Annotated in this window: 17 protein-coding genes; 8 read left to right on the top strand and 9 right to left on the bottom strand. The window is 65.1% G+C overall.

Going from position 1 to position 15,102, the window contains the following annotated elements; genetic code table 11:
- Positions 1–15: 15 nt before the first annotated feature.
- Positions 16–378: a HesB/IscA family protein gene (locus P0X85_RS12350; RefSeq protein WP_275813707.1), complete on the top strand. Its 363-nt coding sequence runs from the start codon at positions 16–18 to the stop codon at positions 376–378.
- 100 nt (positions 379–478) lie between these two features.
- A complete protein-coding gene (gene tpiA / locus P0X85_RS12345; protein WP_275813704.1) occupies positions 479–1,222 on the top strand; it encodes a triose-phosphate isomerase in 744 nt (247 codons plus the stop codon).
- A gap of 81 nt (positions 1,223–1,303) precedes the next feature.
- Here tpiA and P0X85_RS12340 read toward each other — a convergent pair whose 3' ends face one another.
- The 8 genes from P0X85_RS12340 to P0X85_RS12305 form a co-directional block, all read right to left on the bottom strand.
- Positions 1,304–1,789, bottom strand: coding sequence for a DUF411 domain-containing protein (locus tag P0X85_RS12340; protein ID WP_275813701.1), 486 nt, complete (start codon positions 1,787–1,789; stop codon positions 1,304–1,306).
- 122 nt (positions 1,790–1,911) lie between these two features.
- Positions 1,912–3,306, bottom strand: a complete 1,395-nt coding sequence (locus P0X85_RS12335) for a TRAP transporter large permease (RefSeq protein WP_275813698.1) — start codon at positions 3,304–3,306, stop codon at positions 1,912–1,914.
- A 6-nt stretch (positions 3,307–3,312) separates the two neighbouring features.
- Complete coding sequence (locus tag P0X85_RS12330; protein WP_275813695.1) at positions 3,313–3,990, bottom strand: TRAP transporter small permease; 678 nt, start codon at positions 3,988–3,990, stop codon at positions 3,313–3,315.
- Positions 3,991–4,074: 84 nt separating this feature from the next.
- Positions 4,075–5,076, bottom strand: a complete 1,002-nt coding sequence (locus P0X85_RS12325) for a DctP family TRAP transporter solute-binding subunit (RefSeq protein ID WP_275813692.1) — start codon at positions 5,074–5,076, stop codon at positions 4,075–4,077.
- 237 nt (positions 5,077–5,313) lie between these two features.
- A complete protein-coding gene (locus tag P0X85_RS12320; protein ID WP_275813689.1) occupies positions 5,314–6,534 on the bottom strand; it encodes a sigma-54-dependent transcriptional regulator in 1,221 nt (406 codons plus the stop codon).
- Entirely contained in the window at positions 6,531–8,291 is a 1,761-nt protein-coding gene (locus tag P0X85_RS12315) for an ATP-binding protein (RefSeq protein WP_275813686.1), read from the bottom strand. The genes P0X85_RS12320 and P0X85_RS12315 overlap by 4 nt, the downstream gene beginning before the upstream one ends.
- Before the next feature lie 3 nt (positions 8,292–8,294).
- Positions 8,295–8,738, bottom strand: coding sequence for a GNAT family N-acetyltransferase (locus P0X85_RS12310; RefSeq protein WP_275813683.1), 444 nt, complete (start codon positions 8,736–8,738; stop codon positions 8,295–8,297).
- A gap of 131 nt (positions 8,739–8,869) precedes the next feature.
- Complete coding sequence (locus P0X85_RS12305) at positions 8,870–9,331, bottom strand: Lrp/AsnC family transcriptional regulator (protein ID WP_275813680.1); 462 nt, start codon at positions 9,329–9,331, stop codon at positions 8,870–8,872.
- A gap of 137 nt (positions 9,332–9,468) precedes the next feature.
- Here P0X85_RS12305 and cobA point away from each other — a divergent pair, with 137 nt between their 5' ends.
- The 6 genes from cobA to P0X85_RS12275 all read left to right on the top strand — a co-directional run bounded on the left by cobA (position 9,469) and on the right by P0X85_RS12275 (position 14,281).
- Positions 9,469–10,248, top strand: a complete 780-nt coding sequence (gene cobA / locus P0X85_RS12300) for a uroporphyrinogen-III C-methyltransferase (RefSeq protein ID WP_275813679.1) — start codon at positions 9,469–9,471, stop codon at positions 10,246–10,248.
- The gene (locus tag P0X85_RS12295) at positions 10,245–10,550 is read left to right on the top strand and encodes a DUF2849 domain-containing protein (RefSeq protein ID WP_275813677.1); all 306 of its coding nucleotides are present in this window, start codon (positions 10,245–10,247) and stop codon (positions 10,548–10,550) included. The genes cobA and P0X85_RS12295 overlap by 4 nt, the downstream gene beginning before the upstream one ends.
- The gene (locus P0X85_RS12290; protein ID WP_275813675.1) at positions 10,543–12,207 is read left to right on the top strand and encodes a nitrite/sulfite reductase; all 1,665 of its coding nucleotides are present in this window, start codon (positions 10,543–10,545) and stop codon (positions 12,205–12,207) included. The genes P0X85_RS12295 and P0X85_RS12290 overlap by 8 nt, the downstream gene beginning before the upstream one ends.
- Positions 12,197–12,955 (top strand): phosphoadenylyl-sulfate reductase, encoded by a 759-nt coding sequence (locus P0X85_RS12285; RefSeq protein ID WP_275813673.1) that lies wholly within the window; start codon positions 12,197–12,199, stop codon positions 12,953–12,955. The genes P0X85_RS12290 and P0X85_RS12285 overlap by 11 nt, the downstream gene beginning before the upstream one ends.
- Positions 12,952–13,323 carry a DUF934 domain-containing protein gene (locus tag P0X85_RS12280; RefSeq protein ID WP_275813671.1) on the top strand — a complete coding sequence of 124 codons (372 nt, stop codon included), beginning with the start codon at positions 12,952–12,954 and terminating at the stop codon, positions 13,321–13,323. The genes P0X85_RS12285 and P0X85_RS12280 overlap by 4 nt, the downstream gene beginning before the upstream one ends.
- 148 nt (positions 13,324–13,471) lie before the next feature.
- A complete protein-coding gene (locus P0X85_RS12275) occupies positions 13,472–14,281 on the top strand; it encodes a ferredoxin--NADP reductase (protein WP_275813669.1) in 810 nt (269 codons plus the stop codon).
- Positions 14,282–14,455: 174 nt separating this feature from the next.
- Here the strand turns inward: P0X85_RS12275 and P0X85_RS12270 are convergent, their stop codons facing one another.
- Positions 14,456–15,007, bottom strand: coding sequence for a hypothetical protein (locus P0X85_RS12270; RefSeq protein ID WP_275813667.1), 552 nt, complete (start codon positions 15,005–15,007; stop codon positions 14,456–14,458).
- Positions 15,008–15,102 lie beyond the last annotated feature (95 nt).

The following is a 15,102-nucleotide window of genomic DNA, read 5'->3' as shown; positions in this document are numbered from 1 at the left end:
AACAGGAGCGCCCCGATGTTTGCAATCCCCGGCCAATCGCCCGTGACCCTTACCCCCGCCGCAGTGGACCAGATCGCCCGGCTGATGTCGCGCGAGAATGCTGCCGGTTTCCGGATCGGCGTCAAGAAAGGCGGCTGCGCGGGGATGGAATACACGATGGAGGTCGCACAAGAGGCGGGCCCGATGGACATCGTCGTCGAGGACGGCCCCGCCCGCGTGCTGATCGCGCCGATGGCGCAGATGTTCCTCCTCGGCACCGAGATCGACTATGAAACCGGACTTCTTGAAAGCGGCTTCAAGTTTCGTAATCCGAACGTGACCGAAGCCTGCGGCTGCGGGGAATCGATCAAGTTCAAGGACATGCCCGAGGCCGGCTGACCCCCGCCCCGACCCGGCTGCGCGGATTTGCCCTTTGCGCCCGCGCGGCCCCTGCCCTAATCTGCCCCGCAACGATCAGGGAGCGATCTGGGAGGACGCGATGCGCAAGAAACTGGCTGCCGGAAACTGGAAGATGAACGGGCTGAAGGCCGACCTCCATGAGGTTGCGGCGCTGATTGCCGCCCATCCCACCCCCAAATGCGATGTCCTGCTCTGCCCGCCCGCAACGCTGCTGGCGGCGATGTCGATGACCGCCGCCGGGCGGATCGCAGTGGGCGGACAGGATTGCCACATGGCAGCGTCGGGCGCGCATACCGGCGATGTCTCGGCACAGATGCTCGCCGATGCGGGCGCGCATTACGTGATCCTCGGCCATTCCGAACGCCGCGCCGACCACGGCGAAAGCGACGAGATCGTGCTCGCCAAGGCGCAGGCCGCGCAGGCGGCGGACCTCACGGCGGTGATTTGCGTGGGCGAAACCGAGGGCGAACGCGACGCGGGTGCCACGCTTGAGATCATCGGGCGCCAGCTTGCAGGCTCCACCCCCGAAGGCGCGACCGGCGCCAATACCGTCATCGCTTACGAGCCGGTCTGGGCCATCGGCACCGGACGCACGCCGACGCTCGAACAGATCGCCGAGGTCCATGACTTCCTGCGTGCACGGCTGATCGAACGCTTCGGCGCAGAGGGCGAAACCATTCGCCTCCTCTATGGCGGCTCGGTGAAACCCTCCAACGCGACCGAGATCTTCGCGGTCTCGAACGTGGATGGCGCGCTGGTAGGCGGCGCGAGCCTCAAGGCCAGCGATTTCGGCGCGATCATCGCGGCGCTCGACGCCGCCTGATCCGGCTTCCAATCGCCCGAAATATCCCGGGGGTGAATGGGCGTCAGCCCAGAGGGGGCAGCGCCCCCTCCTCCGCCCGGTTCAGGCCGCGTCGTAGCTGGCGTAGACCACGCCTTTGCCCGCCGCATCAAAGAGCACCACCTGATAGGCATCGCGCTCGTCCTCGGGACCCATACCCGGCGAGCCATAGGGCATTCCCGGCACGCTCAGCCCGACGCCCGCGGGGCGCTCGGCCAGAAGGCGGCGAATATCGGCGGGGGGCACATGGCCCTCGATCACATAGCCCTCGATGGTCGCGGTGTGGCAAGACGCCAGTTCGGGCGTCACGCCCATCTCGGCCTTGTAGGCGGCCAGCGCATCGTAATCGCGCAACTCGACGCTGACCTCGAACCCGTCGCGCTCCAGCACCTCGATCCAGGCCGCGCAACAGCCGCAATTCGGGTCCTTGACCACATGGATCGAGGGCGCCGCCGCGGCCAGCCCCGGCAATCCCATCGCGCCGAGCCCAAGAACCGCGCCCGACAGGCCGATCAGTCCGCGCCGCGTCATCGTATTATGTCCAGTCATGTGCCGTATCCTTTCCAAGTGTCTGGGTCAGAATAGCCGCATGGCTACGGCGCGCATTTGACATTTGTCGTCTTCACGCAGGCTTGAATGCGAAGGGCCGCCTCGCGGGCGGCCCTTCAGGGTCATTTGGTGATGATCTCCGGCCCCATCGCCAATGTCGGCAACCATGTCGACAGGAAGGGCACGTAGGTCACGAGGATCAGGAAGACGAAGAGCACCGCGAGGAAGGGCGCCGCCGCCTTGACCACGCGCATCATCGGCATTCCCGCCACGCCCGAGGTCACGAACAGGTTGAGCCCCACCGGCGGCGTGATCATCCCGATCTCCATGTTCACCACCATGATGATGCCCAGATGGATCGGATCGACGCCCAGCTCGATGGCGATCGGGAACACCAGCGGCGCCACGATCACGATGAGGCCCGACGGCTCCATGAACTGCCCGCCGATCAGCAGGATCACGTTCACGATCACGAGGAACATGATCTTGCCGAAGCCCGCCGAGAGCATCGCCTCGGCCACCATCTGCGGGATCTGCTCGTCGGTGAGCACATGTTTGAGGATCAGCGCATTGGCGATGATGAACATCAGCGTGATCGTCAGTTTGCCCGCGTCGAACAGCGTCTTGCGCGTGTCTTCGTGCCAGAGCGCGGTCACGAGGGCTTGCGGCTTTTGCCACAGGCTGATCGGCGCGGCACCATCGCGGCCCGCCAGCGGCCCCATGTCCCGATAGACGAAGGTAGCGACAAGGAAGGCGTAGATCGAGGCCACGGCCGCCGCTTCGGTCGGCGTAAAGATCGCCCCCGTCAGCCCCGGCACGCCATAGATGCCGACCATGATGATGACGATGAGCATCAGCCCCCAGAACGCGTCCTTGAAGGCCAGACCGATCTCGCCCCAACCGGCCCATTCACCCTTGGGCATATTCTTGAACCGCGCCATCACATAGATCGCGATCATCAGCAAAAGACCGGCCAGCAGGCCCGGAATGACGCCTGCAAGGAACATCCGACCGACCGACACGTCGGTCGCCGACGCATAGACCACCATCACGATCGAAGGCGGGATCAGGATGCCGAGCGTGCCCGCGTTACAGATGACACCGGCCGCGAAATCCTTGGTATAGCCCATCTGGCGCATCGCCGCGATGACGATGGAGCCGATGGCGACCACGGTCGCGGGGCTCGACCCGGACAGCGCGGCAAAGATCATGCAGGCGAACACCCCGGCAATGGCGAGACCACCCTGCATGTGGCCCACGCAGGCAATGGCGAAGCGCACGATCCGCTTGGCCACACCGCCCGTGGACATGAAGCTCGAGGCGAGGATGAAGAACGGGATCGCCAGCAGCGTATAGTGCCCCGCCATCGCCTGATAGAGCGACTGCGCCACGGAGGCGAGCGAAGTCTCGGAGAAGGCCAGCAGGAAGATGATCGAGCTGAGGCCCAGCGACACCGCGATCGGCACACCGATCAGCAGGAAGCCGACGATCATCACGAAGAGCAGAAGGACGGTCATCGGGGGTTACTCCTCATTGGCGCGGGCGACGCGCTCGACATCGTCTTCGGCCTCATGGCTGACGATCAGGCTCGATTGCTTCCCGGTCAGGATGCGCCAGCTCGCCTGCACGATGCGCAGAAGGATCAGGCCCACACCGAAGGGCAGCACGAAATAGGGGATCACGCGGGGCAGCTTGTCATAGGCCTCGCCCTGATTGATCAGCGGCTCGAGCCAGCGGAACAGCCCGATCATCGGGATCTGGTCGGTCTCGTACCACGCCTGATCGCGGGTCGCCTCGAAGCCGGTCGGGAACCAATGGCCCGAGGTGCGTTCAAGCGCGGCATAGGGCGCCCAATAGTCCCACGCGCCCTTCATCAGCAACAGCGCGTAGATCAGACAGGCCGCCGCCGCGATCAGCGCCATCACCCGCTGCGTGCCGGGCGCCAGCATGTTCACGATCGCGTCCACGCCCAGATGCGCGGTCTTCTTGAACGCGTACGAAATCCCGAGGATCACCAGCCATGCAAACAGCACCAACGTCAGTTCAAGCCCCCAGATCAGCGAGTGGTTGAAGACGTAGCGCAGGATGACGTTGACAAAGGTGATGACGGTCATCGCGCCCAGCAGAACGGCAATGACGGTTTCTTCGAGCGTATCGACAAACCCCCGCTTGTGATGCGGATCGGAACCGGTCGCGGACATCGCGCCCTCCCCCAAGATAAGATGATTGAGCGAAAGAGCCCTGCGCGGGGTTTCCGCGCAGGGTCAGGTGCGGCCCGCAGGCCGTCAGTGCTGCGCGTTGATTTCCTGCGCAGCGTCGATGTTTTCTTGACCGATGCCTTCAGCGAATTGCGCCCAGACCGGTTTCATCGCGTCGACCCAGGCCTGACGCTCGTCCGCCGTGAGTTCGATGATCTTGCCGCCCGCATCGAGGATCGACTGACGTGCGTTCGCTTCGACCTCTTCCACCGCCGCGTTGCGGGTGACCGTCACCTCGTTCATGATCGTGGCAAGCTGATCGCGGGTTTCGCCATCCAGCGCATTCCACCAATCGGTCGAAACGACGACCAGATAGTCGAGCACACCGTGGTTGGTTTCGGTGATCGCGGCCTGAACCTCGTAGTATTTCTGGCCATAAGAGTTCGACCAGGTGTTTTCCTGACCGTCCACGACGCCGGTTTGCAGCGCACCGTAAACCTCGGCAAAGGCCATCGGCTGCGGGGATGCGCCAAGCGCCTGCATCTGCGCCACCAGCACGTCCGACGGCTGCACGCGGAATTTCAGACCTTTCGCATCCGACGGCATACGCAGTTCGGATTTCGCCGAGAACTGCTTCATGCCCGAATGCCAGAATTCCAGACCCGTGAGACCGCGGCGCTCCATCGACGCCTTCATCGACTGGCCGATTTCCGAGTTCTGGAACGCATCAACCGCGCGCATGTTCTTGAACATGAAGGGCAGGTCGAAGATGTTGAACACCTTGGTGAAGGTCTCGAATTTCGACAGCGAGGGCGCAGCCATCTGCACGTCGCCTTGCAGCATCGCTTCAAGCACCTGGTCATCGTTGTAAAGCGTCGAGTTCGGATAGACTTCGACACAGGCCTTGCCGTTCATCTCGGCATTGACGCGGTCAGCGAAAAGCTGTGCGGCGATCCCTTTGGGGTGCTTGTCGGAGTTGGTCACGTGGCTGAACTTGATGACCATCTCGCCATCGTCGCATTGCGCCAGCGCGGCGCCGGTCGAAGTGACGAGGGCAATGGCCGTCAGGGCGGCGGTGGTGAATTTCATGATATCCTCCCATGGATAGGCTGTCAGGCCGATGCGCCCGGACCGGGCGCTCGCCCATAGCCAACCGCCTGACGCATAGCAGATCAACAAAATCGTGATAGCTCGTGAGGAGCGGGCATTTTCGAATGAATGCCATAGGGTTAGGCGACAAGGTCAAGACAGGGCCGCGCGGCCTATGTGCGGATTTTCACACAAGTGTTAGCGCCAAACGGGCGGAATGTCGCACAGCAGAATCGCCTAGCGGAAGGATTCGGGGCGCAGACCGTGCCGGGCGAGCTTGTCGTAAAAGGTCTTGCGCGGCAGCTTGAGCGCCGCCGCCGCCTCGGTGGCATTGCCATGCGCCCGGCTGAGCGCCTCGGCCAGAAACGACCGCTCGACCCGCGCCATACGCTCGGCCAGCCCAAGCCCCGCCTCCTCCGCCTCATCGCGCGCCAGCCCCATCGCAAAGCGCATCGCCTCGGACATGAGCGCGCGCGCATTGCCGGGCCAGTCCCGCGCCATCAGCCGCGCGCCAAGCTCGGGCGGGATTTCCGGCATCGGCAGGTTGGAATGTTCGCAGGCGAGCTGCACATAATGGGCGAAAAGCTGCGGAATATCCTCGGGCCGCTCGGACAGCGAGGGGATACGCACCCGCATCACTTCGAGCTTCCAGTAAAGATCGGGATGGAAGGCGCCGCTGCGCGCCTGCTCTGCGAGGTCCTGATAGGTCCCCGCGATCAGGCGGGTCGAAGGCTGGCTCTCCAGAAGGTCGATGAGCGCGAATTGTGCGGGTTGCGGCAGGACCGCCACCTCGTCGAGGTAGAGCGTCCCGCCCTCGGCGCGGGTGAACCCGGCTTCGAGCGCATCGGGCGTAAGATCGGCAGCCGGCAGTTTCACGAAGGGCCGCGTGGCACTGGCTGACAGCAGGTGAATGACCTCCGCCACCTTGGAATTGCCCGCGCCCGGCGCGCCGGTGATCAGCACCTCCGCCCCCGACCGCGCCGCCTTGCGCGCGGATTCGCGCAGCGCCTCGGCAACCGGGCTCGACCCGATCAGCAACCGCGCCGCCGCATCCCCACGCCGGATCTCACGCTTGAGCGCGCGGTTCTCCATGACCAGCGCACGGGTTTTGAGCGCCTTTTCCACAATCGCCAGCAAGCTTTTGGGCGGGCAAGGTTTTTCAAGGAAGTCAAAGGCCCCGTTGGCCATCGCCCGCACCGCCATAGGGACGTCCCCCTCGCCGGTCAGCAAGATCACCGGCAGTTCCGGGTCGGCAGCGCGCGCGAAATCCAGAAGCGCGAACCCATCCTTGCCGGGCATGCGGATATCGGTCACGACGACGCCCGCGAAATCGGGGCCGATATGGTCCTTGGCCTCGATGTAGCTGCCCGCCAGCAGCGGCACCAAACCGGCCAGATCGAGCGTCTGCCCCAGCGCCTCGCGCACCGCGCGATCGTCATCGACCACCAGAACCTTCATTGTGCCTCCTCCTTCGGCCCGCCCCTAGCGATCTCGGGCGCGGCCTGCAAGTCCACGGTAAAAAGCGCGCCGCCCTCTGACACGTTCTCGCCCCGCAAGGTGCCGCCAAAGCTTTGCACCAGCCCGTAAGAGATCGACAGGCCAAGCCCCATCCCCTCTCCGGTGCCGACCTCCTTGGTCGAATAGAACGGGTCGAAGATTTTCTCGGGCTCCGCAATCCCCGGCCCGGTGTCGCGCAGGCTCAGAACGATCCGGTCCGGCCTGTCGCCGCGGGCGATGCGGATGGTGATCTGGCGGGTCGCGCTGTCGGCCATGGCATCGGCGGCATTGGCGAGCAGATTGACGACCACCTGGCTGAGGCGCACCTCGCCACCCATGACGATCGCCGGGAAATCCGGCCTTTGCCAATCGACGCTGACCCCGGCACGGGCCAGCCGCATCTGGCTGATATCGAGCGCCGCCTCGACCACCGCCGCCAGACCCACCCGCGTCGCAGGCTCCGCCTCTTGCCGGGCGAAGGCGCGCAAGTTCTTGATGATCCGTCCCATGCGCCGCGCCATATCCGAAATCCGCGCGAGATTCTCACCCACTTCCGCGCCCCGCCCCCGTTCCAGCAGCAGCTCGGCATTTTCGGCATAAGAGCCGATCGCCATTAGCGGCTGGTTCAGCTCGTGGCTGATCCCCGCCGACATCTGCCCCAATGCCGAGAGCTTGCCCGCCTGCACCAGCTCTGCCTGCGTCTGGCGCAACCGCGCATTGGCGGCCGAAAGCTCTGCCGTGCGCGCCGCCACGCGCTGTTCCAGCGCGGCATTCGCCCGAGCCTCTGCTGCAAGCCGCGCCGCCAGCGCCCGCCGGCGCTCCCACAGCGCAAGGAACACCGCCCCCACCGCCAGCGCAGCAAGCGCCACCGACAGCGCCTGCGCCCGTGCGCTGCGCATCACCCCGGTCGCGTCGGCCAGCGCATGACCCGTCATTGAAATCACCGGCAAGGGCTGTGAGACCGGCAGCGCAAGCGCGGGCAGATAGGCGCCGCCCTCCTGCAAGGGGGTGCCCGCGACCATCCGCGTGCGTCGCGCGGGCGCGTGCAAGGGCGTGCCGGGCGGATAGACGCCCTCGAGCGATACCGGCCGTGCCTCGGTCTCGAAAACCATCTCGGAGCGGTTGGCGACGAAGGCCACGCCCGCCGTATCGGTGAACCAGACCGGCACCGGGTCGCCTCGCCCCGGCGCTTCGACCTGCTCGGCCTCGATCCGGAGCAACACGATCCCCGCGACCGGCCCGTTCTCACGAAAGACCGGCGCGGCAAAGGTGAACATCCGCTCGCCGGTGGCCGGATCGACAAGGTGATGGCGCCCGCTCGCCCCCCGCGCCGCGCGCCGCAAATCGGGCGTAAGCGGCCAGCGGTCCAACGGCACCGCCTCCCCCGCCAGAACGCGGCCCTCGGGCGAAAGCAACAAGATATCGCGCGCCCCCGCCTGATCCGCGATCCGGCGCAATACCGCCGCCACCGCCTCCGGCGCGACCCCGGCTTCCGCGCGCGCCAAAGCCGCAACATCCGGATGCGCAGCCGCCAGAACGGCGATCTCGCGGAACTGCAACAATGCCGATACCAGCCGGTCCGAGGCCAGCCGCAGATCCGCCTCCGCCCTCTCCTCAAGCCGTGCCAGACCCTCGCGCGCGGCCATCATCCAGACCTGCGCCGCGCCCGCCACGACGGCGCCCAGGAAACAGAACACAAGGATCAGACGCCCCGCCATGGCTCAGGGCGTCACCGCATAAAGGATGAAACCCGATGCAGGGGTGTAGCTGTCGTAAAGCTTGCGCGCCTCGAGATTGCCCTCATGGGTGAGCCAGCGCACTGACACATAGCCGCGCGCCCGGGCGAAATCGCGCACATGGTCGATCAGCGCCCGCCCGACGCCCAGCCCCCGCGCCTCGGGCACCGTGAAGAGATCGGAGAGATAGACCACCATCCCCCCCGAAAGCGAGCGGTGCATCAACTGATATTGCACGAGCCCCAGGGCCCGCCCCGCCTCGTCCCGGGCGATCTGCGCGTAGAACGGCTCATCGGGGTCCATGATCCAGCGCCAGACCGTGTCACGCGCAGGCGCCGGGTCGGTCTTGTAGAACGCCGCATAGCCGTCGAACAGCGCGACCCACTCCGAATGATCGCCGCTTTCGACCGGGCCAATCCGCAACTCCATCTCACCGTCTCCTTCTGATCCCTGCCAGTTGCGCCGCTCAGGCTGAAAAATTCAACCCACTGCGTCCAATCGCTTGAAATATCCCGGGGGTGAATGGGCGAAGCCCAGAGGGGGCAGCGCCCCCTGCACCTTCACAACGGCAAGAGCGTGGTCGATTTGATCTCTTCCATCGACAGGAGCGCCGTGACGTTGTGGATTTTCACCTCGGAGATCAGCGCCTGATAGAATGCGTCATAGGCGCGGGCATTCGGCACGCGGACTTTCAGGATATAGTCGATGTCACCCGCCAGCCGATGCGCCTCGAGCACTTCGGGGCGCGCGCGAAGGGCATTGAGAAAGCGGTTCTGCCAATCGGCCTCATGCTCCGAGGTGCGGATCAGGACGAAGAAGCAGGCCTCCAGCCCGAGCGCCTCGGGGTCGAGCAGAACCGTCTGACGCCCGATCAGCCCGGCCTCTTTCATCTTGCGGATTCGGTTCCAGACCGGGGTCTTCGACGAGCCGACCTTGCGCGCGATCTCGTCGAGAGACTGGCTCGCATCCTCCTGAAGCTGGGAGAGAATTTTCCGATCCATATCGTCAATCCGGACAGTCATTCGCCATTTCCTCATTTTGTGGGATCACAACCCCAATCTCGCGCCAACCCGGAACATATGTCCTTATTCGCGCGACCATATAGCGAAATAGCAGGAAAATTTTCTATATTCCAGCACAGAAACCACGGAGCCCGGCGATGCCCGAGATCAACGAACAGACCGCCCAGACAAATGCCACCGGCCTTGTGACGCTGGCGGGCGCAGGTCCGGGCGACCCGGAGCTGCTCACGCTTGCGGTCGCGCGCGCGCTCGAGGCGGCGGATGTGGTCCTGCATGACCGGCTGGTAAGCGCCGAGATTCTGGCGCTTGCGGGTCCGCAGGCGCTCGTGATCGAGACCGGCAAGGCGGGCTTCGGTCCGGCCCTCCCGCAGAGCGAGATCAACGCCCTCATCGTCGCCTTCGCGCGGGATGGTCGCAACGTGCTGCGCCTCAAATCGGGCGATGCGGGGATTTTCGGGCGTTTGGGCGAGGAACTCGACGCGCTGGACGCGGCTGGTATCGCCTATCGCGTCCTGCCCGGCATCACCGCCGCCTCCGCCGCCGCGGCCAGCCTTGGCCAAAGCCTCACCGAGCGCGGGCGCAACAGCGAGCTGCGCCTTGTGACCGGGCACGACACTGAGGGCTATGCCGAGGCGGACTGGACCGCGCTGGCCCGTCCCGGCGCGGTCGCCGCGATCTACATGGGCAAGCGTGCCGCGCGCTTCATCCAGGGCCGCCTGATGATGCATGGCGCATCGGGCAGCACCCCGGTCACGCTGGTCGAGAATGTCTCGCGCGCGGACCAACGGGTGATCGAAAGCTGTCTGGCCACCCTGCCCCGCGATGCCGAGGCCCTCAAAGGCCCGGCCGTCATTCTTCTCGGGCTTGCCCCGCGCAAAGCCACCCAAACCGTTTTCCCGCTGGAGGCCCTGAAATGAGCCGCAAATTCACCCCGAAAGTCGTCACCGCAAATGATCTGCGCGAGGGCGATGTGATCTATCTGACCGCCGCAGGCGAGTGGACCCGCGAGCACGCGCAGGCCGAGTTGATTGAGGACGAGGCGATCGCCGAACTGCGTCTGCTCAAGGCGATGGGTCAACCCGACCGGGTGGTCGGCCCCTACCTCGCCGACGCCCGGCCCGGCCCGAATGGCCCCGAACCCACCCATTTCCGCGAGGCGTTCCGCACCCGCGGTCCCTCGAACTACGCCCACGGCAAACAGGAGCGCGCGCATGTATAACTACAGCGATTTCGACGAAGCTTTCTTGCGCGAGCGCTGCGCCCAGTTCCGCGCGCAGGTCGAGCGCCGTCTCGATGGCAGCCTGACGGAAGAGGAATTCCGTCCGCTGCGCCTGATGAACGGGCTCTACCTGCAACTGCACGCCTATATGCTGCGGGTCGCAATCCCCTATGGCACGCTCAGCGCGCGCCAGATGCGCCAGCTCGCCCATATCGCCGAGACATGGGACAAGGGCTACGGCCATTTCACGACCCGTCAGAACATCCAGTATAACTGGCCGAAGCTGACCGATGTGCCGGACATTCTCGATGCACTGGCCGATGTCGGGCTGCACGCGATCCAGACCTCGGGCAACTGCATCCGCAATGTGACCGCGGACCATTTCGCAGGCGCTGCCGCCGATGAAATCGCGGACCCGCGCCCCTATGCCGAGCTGATCCGTCAATGGTCCACCGACCACCCGGAATTTCAGTTCCTGCCGCGCAAGTTCAAGATCGCAATCACCGGGGCCGAGGCCGACCGCGCCGTGATCCGCGCCCATGATATCGGGCTGCAAATCGTCGCGCGCGGCGAAGAGATCGGCTTCAAGGTTCTCGTGGGCGGCGGTCTGGGCCGCACACCGCTGATCGGTCAGGTGATCCGCGATTTCCTGCCCGAGAGTGACCTTCTGCCCTATCTCGAAGCGATCGTCTCGACCTACAACCTGATGGGTCGACGCGACAACAAATACAAGGCGCGTATCAAGATCACCGTGTTCGAGAACGGCATCGACGCCTTCCGCGACGCGACCGAAGAGCAGTTCGCGCGCCTGCGCCCGGCCTTTAGCGGCGTGGATCAGGCGCTTCTGGCCGGGATCAAGGCGCAATTCGCGCCGCCCGCCTTCCGCAACGCGGACCCTGCCCCTTATGAGGCTGCGCTCGCCGTCGATCCGCTGCTGCGCGCATGGGCCCGCCAAAGCGTGACCGCGCATCGCGTCGACAGCCACGCTATCGTGACGGTCTCGCTCAAGGCGCATGGCCAAACGCCGGGCGACGCCAGCGCAGATCAGATGCGCACCCTCGCCGATCTGGCCGAGGCCTATGGCTATGGCGAGCTGCGCATCAGCCATGAGCAGAATGTGATCCTGCCCCATGTCGCCCGCGCCGACCTGCCCGCACTCTTCGAGGCGTTGCGCAAGGCCGATCTGGCGACGGCGAATATCGGGCTCGTGTCCGACATCATCGCCTGCCCCGGCATGGATTACTGCGCATTGGCCACCGCTCGCTCGATCCCGGTCGCGCAAGGCATTGCCACGCATTTCCAAACGCTCGGGCTCGAGCAGGAGATCGGCGCGCTCAAGATCAAGATCTCGGGCTGCATCAATGCCTGCGGGCATCACCATGTCGGCCATATCGGGATACTCGGCCTCGATCGCGCGGGCGTCGAAAACTACCAGATCACGCTGGGCGGTGACGGCACCGAGACCGCCTCGATCGGTGAGCGTGCCGGTCCGGGTTTTGCCTATGACGAGGTGATCCCCGCGATCGAGCGCATCCTGCGCGCCTATCTGGACCTGCGGACGACCCCCGAGGAGCCCTTCCTCGAGACCTATCGCCGTCTGGGGGCACAGCCCTTCAAGACGGCGCTCTATGGCGAAGGGGCGCGGCATGCTGCCTGACATCGACAAACGGGTCGCTGGCCTCAATGACCGCTACCGCCATCACGCGGCGGTGTCGGTCATGGAGAAAGCGCTCAAGGACCCCGATACCGGCGAGGTCGCGCTGGTCTCGTCCTTCGGGGCGGAATCGGTCGTGCTCTTGCATATGGTGTCGGTGATCGCGCCCGGCACCCCGGTTCTTTTCATCGACACGATGATGCTGTTTCAGGAAACGCTGGACTATCAGCAAGAGGTCGCCGCCAAGCTGGGTCTGACCGATGTGCGGGTGATCCGCGCGGCGGATGCGGCGCTCAGGCTCGATGACCCGGACGGGACGCTGCATCAGTTCAACACCGATGCCTGCTGCGCACTGCGCAAGACCGTGCCGCTCGAACAGGCGCTCTCTGGGTTTGATGCATGGATCACCGGGCGCAAGCGCTATCAGGGCGACACGCGCGCGACGATCGACTTCTTCGAGGTGGAAACGCCTGCGCGGATGAAGATCAATCCGCTGGCGCATTGGGGCCGCGAGGACCTTGAGGAATATATCATTCAGAACCGCCTGCCGCGCCACCCGCTGGTCGCGAAGGGTTACCCCTCGATCGGCTGTGCGCCCTGCACCTCGCCGGTGAAACCCGGCGAAGACCCGCGTGCGGGCCGTTGGCGCGGCCAGAGCAAGACCGAATGCGGCATCCACTTCATCGGCGGCAAGGCCGTCCGCGTGAAGAACGACGCGCAAGAGACCGAGACCAAGGAGAAAGTGGCATGAGCACCCTGATCCGTGACGATGGCTTCCATGCCGAAGACTATACCGGCCCGATCATTGATCTGGCCTCGGACACGCAGCCCGATCAGTTGGCCCAACTGACCCAAGGCGCGGCGCTCGTGCGTATCGACTTTCCGAGCTTCGCGGATGGGCGCGGCTTCACGCTGGCCAGCCGTCTGCGCGCACAAGGCTTTGCCGGGCGGCTGCGCGCGCGCGGCCATGTCATCGCGGACCAATATGCGATGGCCCGCCGGATGGGTTTTGACGAGGTGGAAATCTCGGACGAACTCGCCGCGCGCCAGCCGGAATCGCAGTGGCGCGCGCGCGCGAACTGGCGCGGGCATGACTATCAGTCGCGGCTGCGCGGCTGATTTGCGCCTTTCCTCACAGGTAAAAACCCCCTATTAGCCCCCTAACCCCGCAGATTTGCGTTAGATCAAGGCGCCTGCGCCCTGAACCGATATCTGCGGGATATCTTTTCCCGCCGGGTCCTGCCCGGCCCCAAGACATGAGACCGACGTGACCGAGACCGCCATTCCGCCCGTGAAGACGCTCCCCGACGCCCAGACCGTGACCGAGGTCACGCATTGGACCGACCGTTTGTTCTCGTTCCGGGTCACGCGCCCGCAAACGCTGCGCTTCCGCTCGGGGGAGTTCGTGATGATCGGGCTGCTCGACGACAACGGCAAACCGCTGCTGCGCGCCTATTCGATCGCCTCTCCGAACTGGGACGAGGAGCTGGAATTCTATTCGATCAAGGTGCCGGACGGGCCGCTGACTTCGCGGCTTCAGCATATCAAGGTGGGTGACGAGATCATCTTGCGCCCCAAACCCGTAGGCACGCTGGTCCATGACGCGCTGCTGCCCGGCAAACGGGTCTGGTTCCTCGCCACCGGCACCGGGATCGCCCCCTTCGCCTCGCTGATGCGCGACCCGGAGACCTACGAGAAATTCGACGAGGTGGTGATGATGCACACCTGCCGCACCGTCGAGGAACTCGAATACGGTCGGCAACTCGTCGAAAACCTGATCAACGATCCGCTGATCGGCGAGATGGTGGATGGCAAGCTGAAATACTACCCGACCACCACCCGCGAAGAGTTCCACCACATGGGCCGGATCACCGACAATCTCGAATCCGGCAAGGTGTTCGAGGATCTGGGGATCGCGCCGATGGACCGCGAACACGACCGCGCCATGGTCTGCGGCTCGCTTGCGTTCAACAAGGACGTGATGAAGGTGCTCGAAGGTTTCGGCCTGCGCGAGGGCGCCAATTCCGAACCGCGCGAATATGTGGTCGAAAAGGCCTTTGTCGGCGACGGTATCTAAGTCGCCATCCTGTCCGCCTATCCCCCGTGCGAGGCCTGCCGCCCGCGCGGGTTTTTCATGCGCTTTCATCAACCCCGAAATATCGTGGCGCGCGGGGGCAACGCGCCTTCCGATACCATCAAATGCAAAAGGCCGCCCAACCGGGCGGCCTTCGTGTTCATCGCATGACGGCGATCACATGCCGAGTGCGGTCTTGATCTGCTCGATGACCGCCGGGATCATGTCAGAATTGGCCGAAGCCTGCTCGACCGCCATGGACAGCGTCGATTTCACACCATCCGAGAGCGCCGAGGACTGGATCATCTCCGTGACCTTGGCAGCGTCGAAATTCTCGACGGTCAGCGCTTTGGCCGCCTCGAGCAGATCGCCGCCCATGCCGGTCATGGCATCGGTCGCCGCCGAAGCCGCATCCCCCGCAGCCGCTGCCGCGTCCCCTGCCGCATCCGCAGCCGCCGTGGCCGCATCCGACGCGGCCTCGGTCGCTGCCGCAGCGGCATCCGTCGCGGTCTCGGTCGCTGCCTCGGTTGCCGCTGCTGCAGCATCACCCGCAGCTGCCGCAGCGTCGCCCGCAGCCGCTGCCGCATCGCCCGCCGCATCCGCAGCCGCCTGCGCCGCATCGCCTGCCGCATCAACCGCGCCTTGCGCCGCTTCGGTGGCCGCGCCCGCAGTTTCACCCGCGCTCTCGACCGCGCTCGAAACCGCGTCCTGCGCCTCTTGCGAATTCATGTAGAAGAACGCCCCAGCGGGTAGCGTCCACGGACGTGGTGTAAATTCAGCGCCGTCTTCGGTGTAATCTCAGGTGGCCATCGAGGTGTATGGTC

This window comes from Pseudothioclava nitratireducens (assembly GCF_029210495.1).
GTDB lineage: Bacteria > Pseudomonadota > Alphaproteobacteria > Rhodobacterales > Rhodobacteraceae > Pseudothioclava > Pseudothioclava nitratireducens.
Note: the sequence above shows the minus strand (reverse complement) of the source record. Positions and strands in the feature narration are given on the sequence as shown.

What these genes read in the sequence shown, in the direction of transcription:
- P0X85_RS12350 (WP_275813707.1), top strand. Translation starts at nt 16, where the DNA reads ATGTTTGCAATCCCCGGCCAATCGCCCGTGACCCTTACCCCCGCCGCA.
- tpiA (WP_275813704.1), top strand. Translation starts at nt 479, where the DNA reads ATGCGCAAGAAACTGGCTGCCGGAAACTGGAAGATGAACGGGCTGAAG.
- P0X85_RS12340 (WP_275813701.1), bottom strand. Translation starts at nt 1,789, where the DNA reads ATGACTGGACATAATACGATGACGCGGCGCGGACTGATCGGCCTGTCG.
- P0X85_RS12335 (WP_275813698.1), bottom strand. Translation starts at nt 3,306, where the DNA reads ATGACCGTCCTTCTGCTCTTCGTGATGATCGTCGGCTTCCTGCTGATC.
- P0X85_RS12330 (WP_275813695.1), bottom strand. Translation starts at nt 3,990, where the DNA reads ATGTCCGCGACCGGTTCCGATCCGCATCACAAGCGGGGGTTTGTCGAT.
- P0X85_RS12325 (WP_275813692.1), bottom strand. Translation starts at nt 5,076, where the DNA reads ATGAAATTCACCACCGCCGCCCTGACGGCCATTGCCCTCGTCACTTCG.
- P0X85_RS12320 (WP_275813689.1), bottom strand. Translation starts at nt 6,534, where the DNA reads ATGAAGGTTCTGGTGGTCGATGACGATCGCGCGGTGCGCGAGGCGCTG.
- P0X85_RS12315 (WP_275813686.1), bottom strand. Translation starts at nt 8,291, where the DNA reads ATGGCGGGGCGTCTGATCCTTGTGTTCTGTTTCCTGGGCGCCGTCGTG.
- P0X85_RS12310 (WP_275813683.1), bottom strand. Translation starts at nt 8,738, where the DNA reads ATGGAGTTGCGGATTGGCCCGGTCGAAAGCGGCGATCATTCGGAGTGG.
- P0X85_RS12305 (WP_275813680.1), bottom strand. Translation starts at nt 9,331, where the DNA reads ATGACTGTCCGGATTGACGATATGGATCGGAAAATTCTCTCCCAGCTT.
- cobA (WP_275813679.1), top strand. Translation starts at nt 9,469, where the DNA reads ATGCCCGAGATCAACGAACAGACCGCCCAGACAAATGCCACCGGCCTT.
- P0X85_RS12295 (WP_275813677.1), top strand. Translation starts at nt 10,245, where the DNA reads ATGAGCCGCAAATTCACCCCGAAAGTCGTCACCGCAAATGATCTGCGC.
- P0X85_RS12290 (WP_275813675.1), top strand. Translation starts at nt 10,543, where the DNA reads ATGTATAACTACAGCGATTTCGACGAAGCTTTCTTGCGCGAGCGCTGC.
- P0X85_RS12285 (WP_275813673.1), top strand. Translation starts at nt 12,197, where the DNA reads ATGCTGCCTGACATCGACAAACGGGTCGCTGGCCTCAATGACCGCTAC.
- P0X85_RS12280 (WP_275813671.1), top strand. Translation starts at nt 12,952, where the DNA reads ATGAGCACCCTGATCCGTGACGATGGCTTCCATGCCGAAGACTATACC.
- P0X85_RS12270 (WP_275813667.1), bottom strand. Translation starts at nt 15,007, where the DNA reads ATGAATTCGCAAGAGGCGCAGGACGCGGTTTCGAGCGCGGTCGAGAGC.